Genomic DNA, 18,333 nt, shown 5'->3' on the forward strand with positions numbered 1-18,333 from the left:
ATGAAGAACTGGAAGATCCTCCGCGACTGCCGCCAGAGGGGCGACGGCCTCCACCACGCCGTCCAGGCCGTCGCCACCATGCACAACCTCACCCTGACACGGTGAACCAGCAGGTCAAACACCACTCCGACCTGCCCGAGACGGACCTTCTGCAACAGCCTTTAGGGGGCAGCGCGAATCCGCTGGCCCGGCGCGGACCCGCGGTGCGAGACTCATGGCGTGGAAACGATCATCCAAGACATGGCGGAGCGCCTGGCCCGGGTGCCCGGTGTGGTGGGCGTGATGCTCGGCGGCAGCCGGGCGCGCGGGGAACACCGGCCCGGATCGGACTGGGACCTCGGCGTCTACTACCGCGGCGCCCTCGACCTCGACGCACTGCGCGCACTCGCCGGGCCCGGAGTGGACGTGGCCGCGCCCGGCGGCTGGGGCCCCTGGGTCAACGGCGGCGCGTGGCTGCGGGTCGAGGGCGCCGCAGTGGACTGGATCCTGCGGGATCTCGACCGGGTCGGGCAGGTGTGGGAGCAGTGCCGCGAGGGCCGGTACGAGACGGGCGTGCAGGCCGGGCATCCGCTCGGGTTCTGGTCTCCGTGCTACGCGGGCGAGGTGGCGCTCGGGCAGGTGCTCGCCGACCCGACGGGCGAGCTGGCGGAGCTTCGGCGGCGGACCGCCGACTACCCCGAACCGCTGCGGGAGGCGCTGACGGCGGCGGCCTGGGAGGCCGAGTTCCTGGCCGAGGGCGCGGCGAAGGGCGCGGCCCGGGGGGACGCCCTGTACGTGGCGCTGTGCCTGTCCCGCGCCGTGGGCGTGCTGGTGCAGGCGCTGTTCGCCGCGGACCGCCGCTGGTGCCTCAACGAGAAGGGCGCGCTGGCCGTCGCCGAGACGCTGCCCGGCGCACCCGCCGACTTCGGGCGCCGCGTCCGCGGCCTGCTGGGCGCGCCCGGCACCACCGCCGAGGAGCTGACGGCCACCGTCGCGCAGGCGCGCACCCTGATCGCGCTAACCCGCGAAGGCCTCTGACCGCCTCTCGGCAGGCGGGCCGAGGCGGACCGAGGCGGGGGCCGAGGCGGGGGCCGAGGCGGCACGGGGCGGCTCGCGGCCCGCTCCTCGTGTTGTGCCGCGCGCGCGGCGCGGCCGCCGCCCCCGGCGCGGCACGACCCCACCGGGAAACCCGTTTGCCCGGGGCCGGAGCGGCTGACAGGGTCTGCGGCATGCCTACCTTCGCCGCTCCCGACGGGACCACGCTCGCCTATCGCGTCTCCGGCGCGGACGGGCCGCCGCTCGTCTGCCTGCCCGGCGGACCGATGCGGGACTCCGCCTACCTCGGCGAGCTCGGCGGGCTCTCCGCGCACCGACAGCTGGTCATGCTCGACCTGCGGGGCACGGGCCGCTCACAGCTGCCCGCCGACACCGGCTCCTACCGCTGCGACCGGCAGGTCGAGGACGTCGAGGCACTGCGCGCGCACCTCGGCCTCGACCGGATCGACCTGCTCGGGCACTCGGCCGGCGCCAACCTGGCCGTCCTGTACGCCGCCCGCCACCCGGAGCGCGTCGGCAAGCTCGTCCTGCTCACCCCGAGCGTCATGGCCGTCGGCATCACGATCACCGGCGAGGCCCGGCTCGAGACGGCCCGCCTGCGCCGGGGCGAGCCCTGGTACCCGGAGGCGTACGCCGCCCTGGAGGCCCTCACCGCCGGCCGGGGCACCGCCGACAGCCGGCAGGCGATCGCCCCGTTCCTCCACGGCCGCTGGGACGACGCGGCCCGCGCCCACGACGCCGCCGACGAGGCACAGAAGAACGCCGAGGCCACGGCCGCCTACGCCGGCGAAGGGGCCTTCGACCCCGGAACCACCCGCGAGGCACTCGCGGGGCTCGGCGCCCCCGTGCTCCTCCTCACGGGCGGGCTCGACGTGTCACTGCCCCAGTGCGCCGCAGCCGAGTACGCCGCCCTGTTCCCGCACGCCCGGCTGCTCGCCCAGCCCGGAGCCGGCCACGCCCCGTGGCTCGACGACCCCGGGCGGTTCATCGCGGCGACCACGCAATTCCTCACCGCCGCGCAGGCCGGGAACCCGGCGTAGCCTGGTCTGACCGTCGTGTCCGCCCGTGACCAGGGAGGCGGCGTATGACCGACCCGTACGGGTTCCTCCGGACCCCCCGGAACCCCGTGCCGTCGCGCCCCGCGGACCAGCGGCTCGGCGACTGGCGCGAGGTGCACGCCGGGCAGACGCTGCTGCCCCTGGTGTCCGAGCAGGCGAACCGCTGCATGGACTGCGGAGTCCCCTTCTGCCACGGCGGCTGTCCGCTCGGAAACCTCATCCCCGAGTGGAACGCCTACGCCGCGCACGGCGACTGGCGGGCCGCGTCCGAGCGGCTGCACGCCACCAACAACTTCCCCGAGTTCACCGGCCGGCTCTGCCCGGCCCCCTGCGAGGACTCCTGCGTACTGGCGATCAACGCCGATCCGGTGACCATCAAGAACGTCGAGCAGACCATCGCCGACCAGGCCTGGGCGCTCGGGTACGCCCCGCCGGCGCCGCCCGGCCGGCTCAGCGGCCAGACCGTCGCCGTCATCGGCTCCGGACCGGCCGGCCTCGCCACGGCCCAGCAGCTGACCCGGGCCGGGCACACCGTCGTCGTCTACGAGCGGGCCGACCGCATCGGCGGCCTGCTGCGCTACGGCATCCCCGCCTTCAAGATGGAGAAGACCCACCTGGAGCGGCGGATCGCCCAGATGCGGGCCGAAGGCACGGTCTTCCGCACGGACGCCGACATCGGCGGCCGCGTGGACGCGGCCGAACTGCGCCGCCGCCACGACGCGGTCGTCGTCGCGGTCGGGGCCGAGGAGCGCCGGGAACTGGCCGCGCCGGGCCGTGAACTGCACGGCATCCACCAGGCCATGGAGTACCTGACCTGCGCCAACCGGGTCGGCGAAGGCGACTGCGCGGAGCCCGCGCTCACCGCCGAGGGCCGGCACGTGGTGATCGTCGGCGGTGGGGACACGGGCTCGGACTGCCTGGGCACCGCCCTGCGGCAGGGCGCGCTCTCCGTGGTCCAGCTCGACATCCGGCCGGAGCCCGGCCCCGACCGGCCCGAGGGAGAGCCGTGGCCGCTGGTGCACCCGCAGGTGTACCGGATCTCGCACGCCCACGAGGAGGCACGCGGGCGGCAGGGCAGCGATCCGCGCCTGTTCTCCAGCGCGACCGTGCACTTCGAGGGCGATGCGGACGGCCGGGTGCGGGCCCTGCACCTGACGGCGGTGGAGGCCGTGGGGCGCAGGCCCATGCCGGGCACCGAGCGCGTCATCGAGGCCGGGCTGGTCCTGCTGGCGCTCGGCTTCTCCGGCCCCGAGCGGGCCTGCCGGCTCGGCGAACAGCTCGGGCTCACCCGGGACGACCGGGGCAACTTCGCCCGGGACGCGGACTACGCGGCCCTCGGCGCGTCCGGCCCGCCCGCCGCGTCCGCGCCCCCCGCGGGCCGTCCCGCGAGGGCCGAGGCGCCGCCCTGGGCCCAGGCCCCGACGCCGGGTGCGCCTCCGGCCTGGGGCCGGCCCAGGGAGCAGCGGCCCGCCCGCCGCCGCCCCGACGGGGTCTTCGTCGCGGGCGACGCCGGGCGCGGCCAGTCCCTGGTGGTGTGGGCCATCGCGGAGGGCCGGGCGACGGCCGCCGCGGTCGACCGCTACCTCACCGGTTCCACGGCCCTGCCCGCCCCCGTCGGCGCCCACGACCGGCCGCTGTCGGCCTGACCGGCCCCCGCCGGAACCCGGACGACCCGGAGCCCCCGCTCCGGGCGATGCGGCTCCGGGCCGCCCGGCGGGGCTGCACAATCGGGGGGTGACTGCTGAAGATCCTTTCCTGTGGCTGGAAGACGTCGAGGGCGAGCGCGCCCTGGCCTGGGTGGCGGAGCGGAACGCGGAGACCGCCGCCGCGCTCACCGCCGACCCGCGGTTCGAGGCGTTGCGCGACGAACTGCGCGAGGTCCTCGACGACGCCGACCGCATCCCGTACACCGCCCGCCGCGGTGCGCACCTCTACAACTTCTGGCGGGACGCGGACCGCCCGAAGGGCGTGTGGCGGCGTACGACGCTGGAGCAGTACCGCAAGGACGACCCCGACTGGGAGGTGCTCCTCGACGTCGACGCCCTCGCCGCGCGGGAGGGCGAGGAGTGGGTGTGGGCCGGCGCCCGCGTGCGGTACCCGGATCACCGCCGCGCCTTGGTCCAGCTCTCCCGGGACGGCTCCGACGCCGTCGTGGTCCGCGAGTTCGACCTCGGCGAGCGCGCCTTCGTCCGGGACGAGGAGGGCGGCTTCCGGGTCGACGAGGCGAAGACCCGGATCGGCTGGATCGACGAGGACACCGTCTTCCTCGGCACCGACCTCGGACCGGGCTCGCTGACCGCCTCCGGCTACCCCCGTACGGTGCGGCGCTGGCGCCGGGGCACCCCCGTGACGGACGCCGCGGTCGTCTTCGAGGCCGAGCCCGGGGACGTGTCCGCCGCCGGCTGGCACGACCCGACCCCCGGCCACGAGCGCGACTTCGTCTCGCGCCACACCGACTTCTTCCACGACGAGCTGTACCTGCTCGCCGACGGCGACCGGCTCGTGAAGATCGAGGTCCCGGACGACGCCGGGAAGTACGCGCACCGGCAGTGGCTGATCGTCACCCCGAAGACCTCCTGGCTCGGCCACCCGGCCGGCTCGCTCCTCGCCTTCGACTTCGACGCCTTCCTCGCCGGTGACCGCACGGCGCACGTGCTGTTCGCGCCCGACGAGCGCACCGCGCTGGCCGGGCACAGCTGGACCCGCCACCACCTGATCCTGGAGACCCTCGCCGACGTCGCCACCCGCATCGAGGTCCTCACCCCGGGCCCGGACGGCTGGAGCCGCCGGCCGCTCGCGCAGGTGCCGGCGCTGTCGTCGGCGACCGTCACCGACACCGACGCGGACGTCAGCGACGAGTACTTCCTCAACATCGACGGCTTCCTGCAGCCCTCCACGCTCGCCTACGGGCACATCGGCGCCGGCTCCGAGCCGCTCAAGCAGGCTCCCGCCCGCTTCGACGCCCGCGGGCTGTCGGTCCGGCAGTTCTTCGCGACCTCCGCGGACGGCACGAGCGTCCCGTACTTCGTCGTCGGCCCCGCCGGCCAGGACGCCCCCGGCCCCGCGCTCCTCTACGGCTACGGAGGCTTCCGGGACCAGCAGACCCCCGGCTACAGCCCGCTCACCGGCCGGGCCTGGCTCGCCCGCGGCGGCACCTACGCGGTCGCCAACATCCGCGGCGGCTCCGAGTACGGCCCCGCCTGGCACCAGGCCGCCCTCGGCGCCAACCGGGTCCGGGCCTTCGAGGACTTCGCGGCCGTCGCCGCCGACCTCACCGCCCGCGGCATCACCACCCCCGAGCGGCTCGGCATCACCGGAGCCAGCAACGGCGGACTGCTCATGGGCGCCATGCTGGTGCGCCATCCGGAGCTGTTCGGCGCGGTCGTCGCGAAGGTGCCGCTCCTGGACATGCTCCGCTACCACCGCCTGCTCGCCGGGGCCTCCTGGATCGCCGAGTACGGGGATCCCGACAGCGAGGCGGACCGGCCCCACCTCGAGGCCCTCTCCCCGTACCGGAACCTCGCCGCGGACCGGCCGTACCCGCCGATGCTGCTGATGACCTCCACCCGCGACGACCGCGTCCACCCCGGCCACGCCCGCAAGACGGCCGCCCGGCTGCGGGAACTGGGGCACCGGGTGCTCTTCCACGAGAACACCGGCGGCGGCCACGGCGGAGCCAGCGACAACGAACAGGCGGCCGTCAACCAGGCGCTCGCGTACACCTTCCTGTGGCAGCACCTGGGCGTCGAGGGGGCCTGACCGGCCCGGCCGCGCCCGGGGACCGAAAATGCGTTGCCCGGGCGCGGACGGTTCCCTCACGATGATCCGTTGTGAGTACCACCCGTTTGTCCAGTTTGCTTCCCGACCTGTCGCCGTGGCGGTCCAGCCGCGACTTCCGACTGCTCTTCTTCCAGGGCGCCGTCACGTTCTTCACGTCCTTCATGGCGATGATCGCGCTCCCGCTCCAGATCAAGCACCTGACGGACTCGCCGCTCGCGGTCGGTGCGATGGGCGCGGTGGAACTCGTCCCGCTCGTCGTCTTCGGCCTGTACGGCGGGGCCCTGGCCGACGCGATCGACCGGCGGCGGATGATCATGTTGAGCGAGGCCGGGCTCGGGGTGCTGGCCCTGGTCCTGCTCGTCAACTCCCTGCTGCCGAACCCGCTGCTGTGGCCCCTGTACGTGGTCGCGGCCGGCGTCTCGGCACTGGCCGGGCTGCAGCGTCCGGCCCTGGACTCGATGATGGCGCGGATCGTGCCCCACGAGCAGATGACCGCGGCCGCCGCCCTGAACGCGCTGCGCTACCAGATCGGCGCGATCGCCGGACCGGCGCTCGCCGGCCTGGTCGTCGCCTACGCCGGCTACCCGGCCGCCTACGGCATCACCCTCGCCGGCTTCGTCCTGTCCGTGATCCTGTGCGCGCGGCTGGCCCCGGCACCGCCCTCGCCCGACGCGGAACGGCCTTCGCTGCGCGGGATCGCCGAGGGCGCGCGCTACGCGTGGAGCCGGCCGGTGCTGCTGGGCACCTACGCGGTGGACCTGGCGGCCATGTTCTTCGCCTTCCCGAACACGATCTTCCCCTTCCTCGCGGACGAGCTCGACGCGGTGTGGGCGCTGGGCCTCATGTACTCGGCGGGCGCCGTGGGCTCCCTGGTCCTCGGGATGACCAGCGGCTGGACCTCACGCGTGCGGCGGCACGGCCTGTTCGTGGTGTGCGGGGCCGCGGTCTGGGGCGCGGCGATCGCGGCGACGGGCTGGTTCACCGACATCCGGGTGGTGCTGCTGTGCCTGGCGGTCGCGGGAGCCGGGGACATGCTGAGCGGCCTGGGCCGGGCGACGATCTGGAACCAGACCATCCCCGAGGAGCTGCGGGGACGGCTGGCGGGCATCGAGGTGCTCTCGTACAGCGTGGGTCCGCAGCTGGGCCAGGTCCGTGCGGGCACGGTCGCGGGCTGGACGGGTACGCGTCCGGCGTTCTGGAGCGGCGGTCTGATGTGCGTGGCGGCGGTCGCGGCCCTCACCGTGGCGCTGCCCAAGCTGGTGACGTACGACGCGGACACGGACGAGGACGCGCTGCGGCGCCGAGCCGAGAAGGACCGCGCCGAGAAGGAGGCGGAGCCGTTCCCCACGCCCTCCTCGTGACGAAACGGTCATATTCCTGTCATTGTCCGCGCAAACCGGCGACGGAGGGTGGAGGAGACCGGGAACGTACGCGGCAGGTGAGGAGAACGAGATGAACAGGGGCGCGCAGCGAGCGGCCGTCACCGTGGCGGTGGCGCTGGCCGCCGGGGCCCTGTCCGCGTGGATCGCCGTCGCGGGCGACGGCGACGGGCTGAACGTGACCGCGGCGAGCCGCTTCGCCTCCGGCTACGTGCCGTACGCCGCCGTCGTGCTGCTGGTCTCGGCCACGGCGCCGACGGCGGTGCACGCCGTCCTGCGCGCCGTGCTCTCCCAGCTGCTCATGATCTGGGGCTACTACAGCTACGGCCCGATGATCACCTTCGAGCGGACGCCCACCCAGGCCGTGCACTACGCGCAGGAGTGGGCCGCCGTCGCCCTCACGGCCGTCCCGGTGGCGGCGCTGTGCGCGTACGGCCTGGTCCGCGGAGCCCGGCGGCTCGCCGCCCCGCGTCGGGGGCGGACCCCGGTCCAGGGCGGGTAGGGCGTGTCCGCCCTGGCCGCCCTAGCCGCCCTGGTCCGGCGATGCGGGTCGGGTCGCCGGGTCCGGAGCACGGCGGGGCAGGCGGTCGCCGGGTCCCGGCCGGGGGAGCGGGCGGACGACGTACTGGTTCTCCACGAGGTGCTCGTACACCTCGAAGTCGACGGACTGCCACCGCCCCATGTCGCCGTGGACGGCCCGGAACTGGGCCGGAGTCGGAGTCGCCACCTTGCTCACCTCCACGTCCTCACCTCGGTGCGGGCACTCATACGACGCTAGAACACTTCGGGATCGCGTGCACTACGTGGTGACGGGCTCCCCGGCGAGACCGGCCAGCTCGAGCGCGCGGTGCATGGCGGGCAGGTCCCAGTCCTCGTCCCGGCCGTCGTTGCCGGCGACCGCGACCAGGGAATCCAGCGCCCGGGGCGCCAGCCGGTACTCCTCGGCGGCCTCCAGGAGATCCTTCGCGGCCGGGCTGTGCCCGGCCAGCAGGCCGAGTACCTCCCGCCGGTCCGCGAAGCGGCTCAGACCGCAGTCCAGACCGTCGTCCCGGAGGTCGTCCGGGTAGGGGGCGCGGGCCCAGACGCCGTTCTCGTACCAGTAGACGCAGCCCAGCTCCCAGCCCTCGAGCAGGTCGCGCAGCCTCTCGTACGGGAGCCAGTCCGGGCCCTGCGCCAGCATGTCGATGGTGGGCCGGTGCCACTTGACGCCGCTCGACTCGTCCTCGCCGTAGAGCACGAAGCGGCCCCCGCCCATCCGGCGCAGGGCCCACCACGTGCTGCCGCAGTCGTCGAGACGGAGAGCGGAGCCGTCGATCCAGTGGCCGGTGCGGTGGACGCCGCGGCTCTCCGCCCCGGTCGTCGCTTCCAGTACGGCGACCAACGCCCACCGGGCCCAGAGCAGTTCCGCCGCGGGAAGGTCTCCGGGCCGGCCCGGCCGGTGAATCGTCATGCTGTTCCTGCTCCTCGTGCCGGTGGCGTACGCGTACCGGCACGAGGGTATCGGCCGCAGTCCGGCCGCCGCCGTCGCGCCGTCAGTGCTTCGCCGTCCGGGAGACGTCGGTGCACAGGGCCCAGATGACGAACACGCCGAGGCCGATGGCGATGATCGACCAGAGTGGCTGGTACGGCAGCCACATGAAGTGCAGGATCACGTACAGGCTGGTCAGAGCGATACCGGCATACCGGCCGGCCTCCCAGCCCTTGAGGATCGCCGCACCGGCGGCGACGACGAGGATGCCGACGACGAGATGGATCCAGCCCCAGGCCGTGAGGTCGAACTTGAAGGTGTAGGCGCCGATGCGCTGGTACACCTCGTCGTTGGCGATCGCGACGATGCCTTCGATGATGCCGAAGACGCCGGTGACGACCATCACGACGCCGGCGAACATCGTGCCGCCCGCGGCCCAGCCGCTGCTGGTACTGCTCGGCGTGGTACTCGGCGTGCTGCTCATCGCGCCGCCTCTCTCTCGGATGCGGGACCCCGTTCCGAATGCCACATCGGTCCCGTCCCCATCGTGCGCACCACTGCCGCACCCCGCACGTCGGGGCGTGAGCGGGGCGGGCGGCCGGGCGCGGGATACCGGCCAAAGGCGCGGGCACGGGGCTTGTCCGGGGGCGGGGCTGGGCAGAGGTCCGGGCATGTTGAGGCCCCGGCGTGAGCTGCCCCGTCAGATCTCCGACGCGCATGTCGACGCGCTCGTCGGGCTCGACCCGATCACCGGCACGTACCTCGGCACCTCCGTCGGCGCCGGCAGACTGCCGGACTTCTCGCCCGACGGGGCCGCCGCCGGGGCCGAGCTCGCGCGCGAGACCCTCGTACGGCTCGCCGGGGGGCATGCGGACGCCGACGTCGAGCGGCGGTGCGCGCGGCTGTTGCGGGAGCGGCTCGACGCGGAACTGGCCCAGTACGAGGCGGGCGAGCACCTGCGCGCGGTGAACGACACCTCCTCGCCGCTGCACCGGGTCCGCAAGGTCTTCGCGGTGATGCCGACCCGTACGCCGCAGGACTGGGCGGCGATCGCGCAGCGGCTGCGGGCCGTTCCCGACTGTCTGGGCGGCTACCGGGCCTCGCTGGCCGAGGGCGTGGGGCGCGGACTGGCGGCGGCGCCGCGCCAGGTACGGGCCAACGTGGCGCAGCTGGAGGAGTGGCTGGGCTCCGGGGGTTCCACCGGCTCCGGAGCCGGTGGCTTCGGCCCGCTGGCCGCCGCTGCACCGCCGCACCAGCGTGCCGAGGTCGATGCCGCGGCGCGCGTGGCGACCGGCGCCTTCGCGGAGCTGGGGGAGTGGTTCCGCCGCGAGTACGAGGCCCAGGCCACCGGCGCCGGAGCCGGGGACGCCGTCGGGCGCGAGCGATACGGCCGCTTCGCCCGCCACCACACCGGCGCGGATCCCGATCTCGACGAGGCGTACGCGTACGGCTGGGAGGAGTTCCACCGGCTCCTGCCCGAGATGCGGGCCGAGGCGCGGCGCATCCTGCCCGGCGGGCAGGACCCCTGGGTCGTGCTGGCCTGTACCACGAGGGATTCCCCGGGCACCATCTCCAGCTGGGCCACTGGACGTTCCTCGCCTCCCGCCTCTCCCGCTACCAGACGCACGTGGGCAAGGTCAGTGCCACCACGGAGGGTTGGGCCCTGTACGCCGAACGCCTCATGGACGAGCTGGGATTCCTCGCCGACCCCGCGGACCGGCTGGGCCACCTCGACGCCCGGATGATGCGGGCCGTCCGCGTGGTGATCGACATCGGCATGCACCTGCGGCTGCCCATCCCCGCGCACTCGCCGTTCCGGCCGGGGGAGCGGTGGACTCCCGCGCTGGCGCGGGAGTTCCTCGGCCGCTACTCCGGCCGGCCCAGGCGATCTCGTACAAGCTCGGTGAACGGGCCTGGCTGGAGGGCCGGGAGCGGGCCCGTGCCAAGCAGGGCCCGGACTTCGACCTCAAGCGCTGGCACATGGCCGCCCTCTCGCTCGGCTCGCTCGGTCTGACGGATCTGAGCGACGAGCTCGGCTCCCTGTAGGCGGCGTTCAGGGGCGGGTTGCGGTGTGTTCCAGTACGGCGCGGACCTCCGCGGTGATGGCGGTCTCGTTGCGCTCGAACTCGGGGCCCGTCAGCAGGCCCGGGTCCGCCGGGAGGCCGGTGAGGACCGGGGTGTGCAGGTGGCCGCCGGGCAGGCCGGGGGCGAGTTCGCCGCGCAGGCGGTTGGAGCGGTAGGCCACCTCGTTGGAGAGGTAGCCGCCCCCGCCGCCCTCCACGGCCCGCGAGCCCGGTGTCGGGCCGTCCTCGCGGTCCACCGGCCCGGTGGCGCCCGCGGGGATCTCGGTGACGGCCGTGTTGAGCAGCACCGGATAGGGGCTCCGCACGGAGCCGGTCGCCCCCTCGGTCGGGAGCGTGGTCCGGATGAACTCCGCGCCCGGGCCGAGACCGGGGGCGGTCACGGGGTGCTCGCGGGTGCCGCCGGAGAGGGAGCCGGTGTTGTCGGGGTACGGATCTGCCGACCGGGACCGGCCCGCCCAGGCCTCCAGGGTGAAGATGCCCGGGTAGCCCTGGCTGATCGTGGTGATGACGTCCGCCGCGCCGGAACCGCCCGTCAGGCGCGGGGCGAAGGCCCGCTCGACGATGCCGGCGTCGAAGTCGGCGTACCGCACGGGCAGGACGACGGCCCGTATCTCGGCGCGGCTTCCGTCGGCGAGGGTGATGCGGCGCCCGTTGAGCTGGAGGGCCGCGGAACCGGAGGGGTTGGCGCGGCGCAGCTCGGTGTCGAGCCCGAAGGGGTCGAAGCCGCTGATGAAGACGTGCCGGACGCCCGCCGGCGTCTGGAAGGCGTTGTCGGAGAGGCCGCGGGAGGCGTCCTCGAAGCGGGTGCGCAGCGCGGCGCGGTCCACGGCGAATCCCGGCTCCCAGCGGGCGAGCGCGGTGGTCATGGCCAGCCGGGTCCAGTACAGCGGGCGGTCGTCCCCGGCCGGGAGGTCGCCGCCGGGCCGCTGCCCCTGGGCGCGGCGTACGGCGGACTGCCAGAGCGCCTCGCCCCAGCCGTCGAGCAGCCGCCCCGCCTCGGCGGGGCCGCGGACCGAGCACAGGGCGGCGGGGAAGCGCCGTACGAAGTCGCCGAACCCGGCGCGTTCGGCGAGCGCGGCGGTCCGCGGGTCCGCGAGCCGCGCCTGTTCGGTGTCGAGGGGCGCGGAGGGCGCCGTCCGGCAGGAGGAGGCGTCGTCCGCGTGGGCCGGCGCGGAGACGGCCGCGGGGAGGACGGTGGCAAGGAGGACAGCGAGCGCGGCGGTACGCCGTAAGAGCATCATGCAATGTGACATTACATAGCTGGTCCCGCGCCTCACCAGGCTCTTTCACCGGTCTGGCCGGTTCCCGTCACCCCGGCCCGGCGGTGTCGCGGCGCCGACGGCGCAGCGTCGCGTCCAGGGCGGCGGACAGCTCGGGGAGCGTCGGCCTGTCCGCCGGATCGGGCCGGAGGCAGCCGTCGACGGCCGCCGCCAGCGCCGCGGGCAGGCGCCGGTGCGCGCAGACCGGCGGGGCCGGCTCCTCGAGCTGGGGGTACCAGTCCGCGTCCCCGCCGTCCGCGGCGGCGCCGAGGGTGCCGTCCACGGTGTCGCCGATGTCGAAGGCGAGCTGTCCGGTGGCGAGTTCGTACAGGGTGATGCCGATGCCCCAGACGTCGGCCGCCGCCGACAGGGCGCCGCCGCGGGCCTGTTCGGGGGACATGTAGCCGAACGTGCCCACACCCGGCGGGGCGGTGCCGGGAGCACGGGCGGTGCTGAGGTCGAGCACCTTCGCGTGGCCGCACTCCACCACGACGTTCGCCGGCTTCAGGTCCAGGTGCAGCAGCCCCTGGCCGTGCAGGTAGTGCAGCGCGGAGCACAGCTGAACGCCCAGGACGGCCACGTCCTCGGCGGCCGCCCGCCGCGGCAGCCGGTCGATGAGGTGCGACAGCGTCTCGCCGGTCAGCGTCTCGAGGACGACGAGCGGCTCGGGGGACTCGAAGGTCTCGTACGCGCGGACCAGGTGCGGATGGGTGAAGTGCCGGAGCCAGCGGCCCTCGCGGACCAGCCGTTCGGTCAGCCGCGCCTCACCGCGGCGGTCGGGGCGCAGCAGCTTCACGACGCACCGGCACTCCCGCTCCTCGCTCCAGGCGTCGTACAGATCGAGCCAGCCGGTGCGGTCCAGGTGGGCCAGCACCTCGTACCCGGGCGCGGGTCTCGTCCCGGGCGCCAGCGGCGGGCCGGGCGCGGGGGGCGGGCCGGTGGGCCGGGCGGTGGTCGCGAGACTCATGACAGGACCTTCAGCGGGGAGAGGGGGCCGGAGCCGGGCGCGTCGCCGTTCATCCGGTGCAGACGGGCGTAGACCCCGCCCCGGACGAGCAGTTCCTCGTGCGTACCGCGCTCGGCGACCCGGCCCCGGTCCAGCACCACCGTGCAGGTGGCGTCGCGGACGGTCAGCAGGTTGTGGGAGATCACGACCGTGGTCCGCCCGGCCATCAGCCGGCGCAGCGGCTCCATGATCCGGCGGGCCGACTCGGCGTCCAGGCCGGTGGTCGGTTCGTCCAGGAGCAGTACGGGTGCGTCCCTGACCATGGCGCGGGCGATCGCCAGGCGCTGGGCCTGCCCGCCGGACAGGGTCCGGCCCCGCTGGCCGACGACGGTGTCGTAGCCCTCGGGCAGGAGCCGGATGAACCCGTCGGCGTCGGCCGCGCGGGCCGCCGCGACGATGTCCGCCTCCGTCGCGCCGGGCCGCCCGTACGCGATGTTCTCCCGTACCGTGCCGTGGAAGACGAGCGTCTCCTGCAGCACCACCGCCACGTTCTCGCGCAGTTCGGAAAGCCGCAGCTCCCGCAGGTCGGTGCCGTCGAGGAGGACCGCCCCCTCGTCGGGGTCGTAGAAGCGCAACTGCAGCTTCCCCACCGTGGACTTGCCGGCGCCGCTCGCCCCGACCAGCGCCACCGTCGTACCGGGCCGCACGTTGAACGACACGTCGTGCAGGGCCCATCGCGCCGTGCCCGGATACCGGAACGAGACGCCGCGGAACTCGACATCGCCCCGGGCGCGTCCGATCCTCCGGGCACGGGCGGCTTCGACCTCGGCGACCTGCGGGTGCTGGTCGAGCAGTTCGATGATCCGCTCGGCCGACGCGGACGCCGCGTAGAAGGTGTTGGTGAGCTGCGACAGGTCGCGGATCGGGCTGTAGAGGCGGCCCAGGAGGGCGACGAAGACGAGCAGCCCGCCCAGGGTGAGCTGGCCCTGTGCCAGCTTCCACGTACCCAGGCCCATCACGGCCAGCGCTCCGGTCAGTTCGATGACCTCCACGATCGGGCCGTACACGGAGCGGATGCGGGCCGAGACCATCGCCGCGCGGAAGCGGCCCACGCTCTCGCGCTCGAACCGGCCCTCCTCCGTCCCCTGCCGGTTGTAGGCCTGTACCAGCGCGATGTTGCCGAGGGACTCCTCGGCTATCGCGCTGATCGAGCCGCTGCGCCGCCTGCGTTCGCGCGAGGCGGACTTGATCAGCCGGGAGAAGCGCAGCGCCGCGCCCCAGAAGAGCGGCACGATGACGAGCGCGAGGAGGGTCAGGTCCCAGCTCAGGTAGAACAGCAGCCCGAGGAAGACGCCCAACTGGATGACGTAGTAGAGGGCGTTGGCAACGCCGGAGAGGAGGAAGGTCTCGATCGCGTCCACGTCGCCGGTGATGCGTGACAGTACGTCACCCAGCCGTCGTCGCTCGAAGAACCCGAGGGAGAGCCCCTGGACGTGCCGGTAGACATCCGACCGCAGGGCCAGCAGAAAGCGCTCGCCGACCCACGTGGACAGCACGTCGTCGGCGAACGAGAGAACCCCCGAGGCGAGGACCAGCCCCAGGTAGGCCAGGGCGATCCAGAGGAAGGGGCTCAGATCGCGCGGAACGAGGACCTCGTCCACCACGACCTTGAAGAGCCAGATTTCGGCCGCGTCGAGCAGCGGGCCGATCATGCTGAAGATCAGGATCGGGACCAGCCAGCGCCGGCCGCCCCGGGTGTAGGGCCAGAACCGGCGGAACGCCTCGCGCGGTGTGACGGGCGGCGCGGCCGCGACGACCGCGTCGGGGTCTTCCGCCACCGACAGCAGTCGTCGCAGGGCATGCCGCGCGACCCGTCCCATGGTGCTTACCAGTTGTTCCCATGGTGGCCGTTGTGGCCGTTGTCGTTGGTGCAGTGACGGCGACGGTGACGGCGCCTCCCGGTGGTGTCGTCACGTCCCGAGGTCATGTCCCTCTTGCCGCGACGCCGGTGCTTTGCGGGAATCAGGTGAGTGAAGATGGCCATGAGTTTTCCTCCATGAGCTGTCTCACTGAAGAGGCTTCCACAGGCACATACGCTCCAGAGGGCCCGGGAGATTGCCCTTTCCGGAAAAATTCACCTTCCACGCGGTGCCGGACGCCCGCGGGAGCGTCGTGCGGACGGCGGCGGCGCCCCGCGGACGGGGCCCACGACCGGGTGAATCGGACAGGTTCGGGCCGGACTGGTATGGGATGGCCCACGCACATCACTCATTGCGATGGGAGACCCACATGAAGATCCGTACCCTGGTCGCCGGAGCCGCTCTGGTCGTCGGTGCGACGCTGGGCGGCATCGGCAGCGCCTCCGCCGACGCCGGGGCCGAGGGCTACGCCATCGGCTCGCCGGGCATCCTCTCGGGCAACGTGGTCCAGATCCCGATCCACCTCCAGCTCAACGCCTGTGGCAACAGCATCAACCTCATCGGCCTGCTGAACCCGACCGCCGGCAACGTCTGCGTCAACTCCTGATCCACCGTGCCCGCGGTGCCACCGGTCCGTCCGGCGCCGCCGCGGGCACGCTCGGTCCCACGGCGCGACCCGCCGTTCCCCCCGGCGCTTACGGGACCCCGCGGATGCGGCGGACCAGCACCGATCCCGCCAGCGCCAGAGCGCCCGCCAGCGCGTACAGCGCGGTGTACCCGCCGAAGTGCGTGACCACCGGCGCGGCGATCACCGGAGCCAGCACCTGGGGCAGAGCGTTGGCGATGTTGATGACGCCGAGGTCCCGGCCCCGGTCCTGCGCCGTCGGCAGCACGTCCGTCAGCAGGGCGAAGTCCACCGACGTGTAGACGCCGAAGCCGACCCCGAGGACCAGCGAGGCGACGACCGCCCCGGTCCAGGTCTGCCAGACGGCGAGCAGCAGCGTGGCCACCGTGATGACCAGCCCCGACCCGATGACGTAGACCTTCCGGCGGCCCGTGCGGTCCGACCGGACACCGCCGACCACCACCGTGGCCAGCAGGGTGAGCGCGTTGAGCGCCGTCAGGATCAGGACGCCGGTGTCGGCGTCGCCCCCGTAGTGCACCGCGTCGGTCAGGTAGTACAGCAGGTACATCGTGCTGACGGAGTACGACAGGTTCATCAGGAACCGCGTCAACCAGGCCCAGCCGAAGTCGGGATGACGGCGCGGGTCGATCCAGAAGCCGGTGAGGAAGGTCCGCCACCGGAAGACGGGCCTGGCTTCGGGCCGCAGCCGGGTGTCGCGCCGCATCACCACGTACGGGACGGCCGCGAGCACCGAGAAGGCCGCGCACGCGAGGTATCCGGCGGTGACGCCGCCCGCGAGCGTGGCCAGCGCCGTGCCGACCAGGATGCCGCCGACCTGCGAGACCCCGAGCCAGCCGCCGACCAGCCCGCGCCGGCGCGGCGGGACCTGGTCGGGCACGGCGGCGGTGAGCGCGGCGAAGGCCGCGTTGAGGGCCAGTTGGACCAGGCACCAGCCCGCGACGACCACGGCGACGCTCGAAGCCCGCGCGAGGACGAGCAGCCCGGCCGCCCCGCCCAGGGACCCCGCCACCACCCAGGGGATCCGCCGGCCCACCGAGGCCGTCGTGCGGTCCGACAGGGCCCCGAAGACCGGGTTCGCGACCATCGAGACGGCCGCCCCCACCCCCGTCACCAGCGCGAGCGTCGCCGCCTTGTGGTCCGGGGCGAGCTGCTCCGCCTGGCGGGCCAGGAGCAGTTGGAGCGGGCCGAACCAGCCGACCCAGACCCCGAGGTTGGCGAGGGACAGGGCGCCCACGAACCGGCCGCCGACCGGGCCCGCGGGGTCGGCGGGGCCGACGGCCTTCGCGGCCGTCCCCCCGACGGTCATCTGCCGCCCTTGATCACGTCGCGGTACCAGGCGTACGACTCCTTGGGGGTCCGCTCCAGGGTCTCGTAGTCCACGTGGACCAGCCCGAACCGCTGCCGGTACCCCTCCGCCCACTCGAAGTTGTCGAGGATCGACCAGATGAAGTAGCCGCGGACGTCGACCCCCTGCGCCATCGCCGCGTGCAGGGCGGCCAGATGGCCCGCGTGGTAGTCGATCCGGCGGGTGTCGGCGATGCGCCCCGTCACGGGGTCGGGCGCGTCCGTGTACGAACACCCGTTCTCGGTGATGTACAGCGGCGGCAGCCGGTCGCCGTGGCGCTCGCGCAGGGAGACGAGCAGTTCGCGCAAGCCCTCCGGGACCACCGGCCAGCCGAAGTCGGTGTGTTCGCACCCCTCGATCGGACGGAACGTGAAGGGGAGGTCGGCGGGTATCTCGATGCCGCCGAACCCGCTTGCGGCGGCGGCCGGTTGAGGGGCTCCGACGAGCATCGGGTTGTAGTAGTTGATCCCGTACCAGTCCAGCGGGGCCGAGATCGTCTTGAGGTCCTCGTCCACGGGGCCGGGCAGCAGGGAGGCCAGGCCCTCGTCCGGGTACGCGCCGGTCAGGATCGGGTCGGCGAAGAGCCGGTTCGTGAGCAGGTCGTACAGCTCGGCCGCGCCGCGGTCCTCCGCGCTGTCGCTCGCCGGCCACACGGGGCTGTGCGAGGCGGCGATGCCGATCTGCCGGGCGCCCGCGGCCCGCAGGGCCTGTACGCCCAGGCCGTGGGCCAGGAGCTGGTGGTGCGCGGCCGGCAGGGCGTCGAAGACGAGGCCCTTGCCGGGGGCGTGCTCCCCGATGCCGTAGCCCAGGAGGGTGACCTCGGCGGGCTCGTTGATGGTGATCCACATCGGGACGCGGTCCGCGAGCCGCTCCGCGACCACCGACGCGTACTGCGCGAACCGCTCGGCGGTGTCGCGGTTCAGCCAGCCGCCCTTCTCCTCCAGGGCGAGCGGGGTGTCCCAGTGGAACAGGGTCGGCGCCGGGGCGATGCCGGCCGTGCACAGCGCGTCGACCAGCCGGTCGTAGAAGTCCAGGCCCTTGCGGTTGACCTGCCCGTGGCCGTCCGGCAGGACCCGGGACCAGGACACCGAGAACCGGTAGGCGCCCACGCCGAGTCCGGCCATCAGGGCCACGTCCTCGCGGTAGCGGCGGTAGTGGTCGGTGGCCACGTCCGCGTGCGAGCCGTCCTTGATGCGCCCGGGCTCCTTGGTGAACGCGTCCCATGAGGAGGGACCCCGGCCGTCGGCGGTGGGCGAGCCCTCGATCTGGAACGCCGAGGCGGATACGCCCCAGAGGAAATCGGCGGGGAACGCGGGTACGGACGCAGTCATACGGGCTCACTTCGGTCGAGGCGTGCGAGGGCGCTGACGGCACACTGTTGGCCCGCGGCGCCCGCCCTGTCAATGGAAAGTGA

Annotated in this window: 15 protein-coding genes and 2 pseudogenes; 9 read left to right on the forward strand and 8 right to left on the reverse strand. The window is 73.9% G+C overall.

All coding sequences use genetic code 11. The annotated features are described in order from the left end of the window. The 7 genes and pseudogenes from ACFY1T_RS30275 to ACFY1T_RS30305 form a co-directional block, all read left to right on the forward strand. Positions 1 to 105, forward strand: a pseudogene (locus tag ACFY1T_RS30275) (IS5/IS1182 family transposase); the annotation flags it as partial. A gap of 135 nt (positions 106 to 240) precedes the next feature. Beyond that, a complete protein-coding gene (locus tag ACFY1T_RS30280; protein ID WP_390791103.1) occupies positions 241 to 1,017 on the forward strand; it encodes a DUF4037 domain-containing protein in 777 nt (258 codons plus the stop codon). A gap of 191 nt (positions 1,018 to 1,208) precedes the next feature. Next, positions 1,209 to 2,075, forward strand: a complete 867-nt coding sequence (locus ACFY1T_RS30285) for an alpha/beta fold hydrolase (RefSeq protein ID WP_390790987.1) — start codon at positions 1,209 to 1,211, stop codon at positions 2,073 to 2,075. A 44-nt stretch (positions 2,076 to 2,119) separates the two neighbouring features. Further along, positions 2,120 to 3,739 carry a glutamate synthase subunit beta gene (locus ACFY1T_RS30290; RefSeq protein WP_390790988.1) on the forward strand — a complete coding sequence of 540 codons (1,620 nt, stop codon included), beginning with the start codon at positions 2,120 to 2,122 and terminating at the stop codon, positions 3,737 to 3,739. Positions 3,740 to 3,827: 88 nt separating this feature from the next. After that, positions 3,828 to 5,852: a prolyl oligopeptidase family protein gene (locus tag ACFY1T_RS30295; protein ID WP_390790989.1), complete on the forward strand. Its 2,025-nt coding sequence runs from the start codon at positions 3,828 to 3,830 to the stop codon at positions 5,850 to 5,852. Positions 5,853 to 5,938: 86 nt separating this feature from the next. Beyond that, positions 5,939 to 7,234: an MFS transporter gene (locus tag ACFY1T_RS30300; protein WP_390790990.1), complete on the forward strand. Its 1,296-nt coding sequence runs from the start codon at positions 5,939 to 5,941 to the stop codon at positions 7,232 to 7,234. A 91-nt stretch (positions 7,235 to 7,325) separates the two neighbouring features. Next, complete coding sequence (locus ACFY1T_RS30305; RefSeq protein ID WP_390790991.1) at positions 7,326 to 7,754, forward strand: hypothetical protein; 429 nt, start codon at positions 7,326 to 7,328, stop codon at positions 7,752 to 7,754. 21 nt (positions 7,755 to 7,775) lie between these two features. Here ACFY1T_RS30305 and ACFY1T_RS30310 read toward each other — a convergent pair whose 3' ends face one another. The 3 genes from ACFY1T_RS30310 to ACFY1T_RS30320 all read right to left on the reverse strand — a co-directional run bounded on the left by ACFY1T_RS30310 (position 7,776) and on the right by ACFY1T_RS30320 (position 9,204). Beyond that, positions 7,776 to 7,994: a hypothetical protein gene (locus tag ACFY1T_RS30310; RefSeq protein WP_390790992.1), complete on the reverse strand. Its 219-nt coding sequence runs from the start codon at positions 7,992 to 7,994 to the stop codon at positions 7,776 to 7,778. A gap of 57 nt (positions 7,995 to 8,051) precedes the next feature. Then, the gene (locus ACFY1T_RS30315) at positions 8,052 to 8,702 is read right to left on the reverse strand and encodes a hypothetical protein (RefSeq protein ID WP_390790993.1); all 651 of its coding nucleotides are present in this window, start codon (positions 8,700 to 8,702) and stop codon (positions 8,052 to 8,054) included. A gap of 82 nt (positions 8,703 to 8,784) precedes the next feature. After that, positions 8,785 to 9,204 carry a hypothetical protein gene (locus ACFY1T_RS30320; RefSeq protein WP_390790994.1) on the reverse strand — a complete coding sequence of 140 codons (420 nt, stop codon included), beginning with the start codon at positions 9,202 to 9,204 and terminating at the stop codon, positions 8,785 to 8,787. Positions 9,205 to 9,391: 187 nt separating this feature from the next. On the opposite strand from ACFY1T_RS30320, the pseudogene ACFY1T_RS30325 reads away from it, so the two are divergent. After that, positions 9,392 to 10,766: pseudogene (locus tag ACFY1T_RS30325) on the forward strand (DUF885 domain-containing protein). A gap of 7 nt (positions 10,767 to 10,773) precedes the next feature. Here the strand turns inward: ACFY1T_RS30325 and ACFY1T_RS30330 are convergent. The 3 genes from ACFY1T_RS30330 to ACFY1T_RS30340 form a co-directional block, all read right to left on the reverse strand. Beyond that, positions 10,774 to 12,045 (reverse strand): pyroglutamyl peptidase, encoded by a 1,272-nt coding sequence (locus ACFY1T_RS30330; RefSeq protein WP_390790995.1) that lies wholly within the window; start codon positions 12,043 to 12,045, stop codon positions 10,774 to 10,776. Positions 12,046 to 12,112: 67 nt separating this feature from the next. Next, complete coding sequence (locus tag ACFY1T_RS30335) at positions 12,113 to 13,030, reverse strand: serine/threonine-protein kinase (RefSeq protein WP_390790996.1); 918 nt, start codon at positions 13,028 to 13,030, stop codon at positions 12,113 to 12,115. Beyond that, complete coding sequence (locus tag ACFY1T_RS30340) at positions 13,027 to 14,889, reverse strand: ABC transporter ATP-binding protein (RefSeq protein WP_390790997.1); 1,863 nt, start codon at positions 14,887 to 14,889, stop codon at positions 13,027 to 13,029. The genes ACFY1T_RS30335 and ACFY1T_RS30340 overlap by 4 nt, the downstream gene beginning before the upstream one ends. Before the next feature lie 409 nt (positions 14,890 to 15,298). On the opposite strand from ACFY1T_RS30340, the gene ACFY1T_RS30345 reads away from it, so the two are divergent. Further along, positions 15,299 to 15,535, forward strand: a complete 237-nt coding sequence (locus ACFY1T_RS30345; protein ID WP_030861001.1) for a chaplin — start codon at positions 15,299 to 15,301, stop codon at positions 15,533 to 15,535. Positions 15,536 to 15,623: 88 nt separating this feature from the next. On the opposite strand, the gene ACFY1T_RS30350 is transcribed toward ACFY1T_RS30345, so the two are convergent. Further along, entirely contained in the window at positions 15,624 to 16,880 is a 1,257-nt protein-coding gene (locus ACFY1T_RS30350; RefSeq protein ID WP_390790998.1) for an MFS transporter, read from the reverse strand. Beyond that, positions 16,877 to 18,250 carry a GH1 family beta-glucosidase gene (locus tag ACFY1T_RS30355; RefSeq protein ID WP_390790999.1) on the reverse strand — a complete coding sequence of 458 codons (1,374 nt, stop codon included), beginning with the start codon at positions 18,248 to 18,250 and terminating at the stop codon, positions 16,877 to 16,879. The genes ACFY1T_RS30350 and ACFY1T_RS30355 overlap by 4 nt, the downstream gene beginning before the upstream one ends. Positions 18,251 to 18,333 lie beyond the last annotated feature (83 nt).

It is taken from the genome of Streptomyces sp. NPDC001194 (assembly GCF_042896985.1).
Lineage (GTDB): Bacteria > Actinomycetota > Actinomycetes > Streptomycetales > Streptomycetaceae > Streptomyces.

Excerpts from the sequence above, each read along its gene's own strand:
- ACFY1T_RS30280 (WP_390791103.1), top strand. The coding sequence starts at position 241 with ATGGCGGAGCGCCTGGCCCGGGTGCCCGGTGTGGTGGGCGTGATGCTC.
- ACFY1T_RS30285 (WP_390790987.1), top strand. The coding sequence starts at position 1,209 with ATGCCTACCTTCGCCGCTCCCGACGGGACCACGCTCGCCTATCGCGTC.
- ACFY1T_RS30290 (WP_390790988.1), top strand. The coding sequence starts at position 2,120 with ATGACCGACCCGTACGGGTTCCTCCGGACCCCCCGGAACCCCGTGCCG.
- ACFY1T_RS30305 (WP_390790991.1), top strand. The coding sequence starts at position 7,326 with ATGAACAGGGGCGCGCAGCGAGCGGCCGTCACCGTGGCGGTGGCGCTG.
- ACFY1T_RS30315 (WP_390790993.1), bottom strand. The coding sequence starts at position 8,702 with ATGACGATTCACCGGCCGGGCCGGCCCGGAGACCTTCCCGCGGCGGAA.
- ACFY1T_RS30320 (WP_390790994.1), bottom strand. The coding sequence starts at position 9,204 with ATGAGCAGCACGCCGAGTACCACGCCGAGCAGTACCAGCAGCGGCTGG.
- ACFY1T_RS30330 (WP_390790995.1), bottom strand. The coding sequence starts at position 12,045 with ATGATGCTCTTACGGCGTACCGCCGCGCTCGCTGTCCTCCTTGCCACC.
- ACFY1T_RS30335 (WP_390790996.1), bottom strand. The coding sequence starts at position 13,030 with ATGAGTCTCGCGACCACCGCCCGGCCCACCGGCCCGCCCCCCGCGCCC.
- ACFY1T_RS30340 (WP_390790997.1), bottom strand. The coding sequence starts at position 14,889 with ATGGGACGGGTCGCGCGGCATGCCCTGCGACGACTGCTGTCGGTGGCG.
- ACFY1T_RS30345 (WP_030861001.1), top strand. The coding sequence starts at position 15,299 with ATGAAGATCCGTACCCTGGTCGCCGGAGCCGCTCTGGTCGTCGGTGCG.
- ACFY1T_RS30350 (WP_390790998.1), bottom strand. The coding sequence starts at position 16,880 with ATGACCGTCGGGGGGACGGCCGCGAAGGCCGTCGGCCCCGCCGACCCC.
- ACFY1T_RS30355 (WP_390790999.1), bottom strand. The coding sequence starts at position 18,250 with ATGACTGCGTCCGTACCCGCGTTCCCCGCCGATTTCCTCTGGGGCGTA.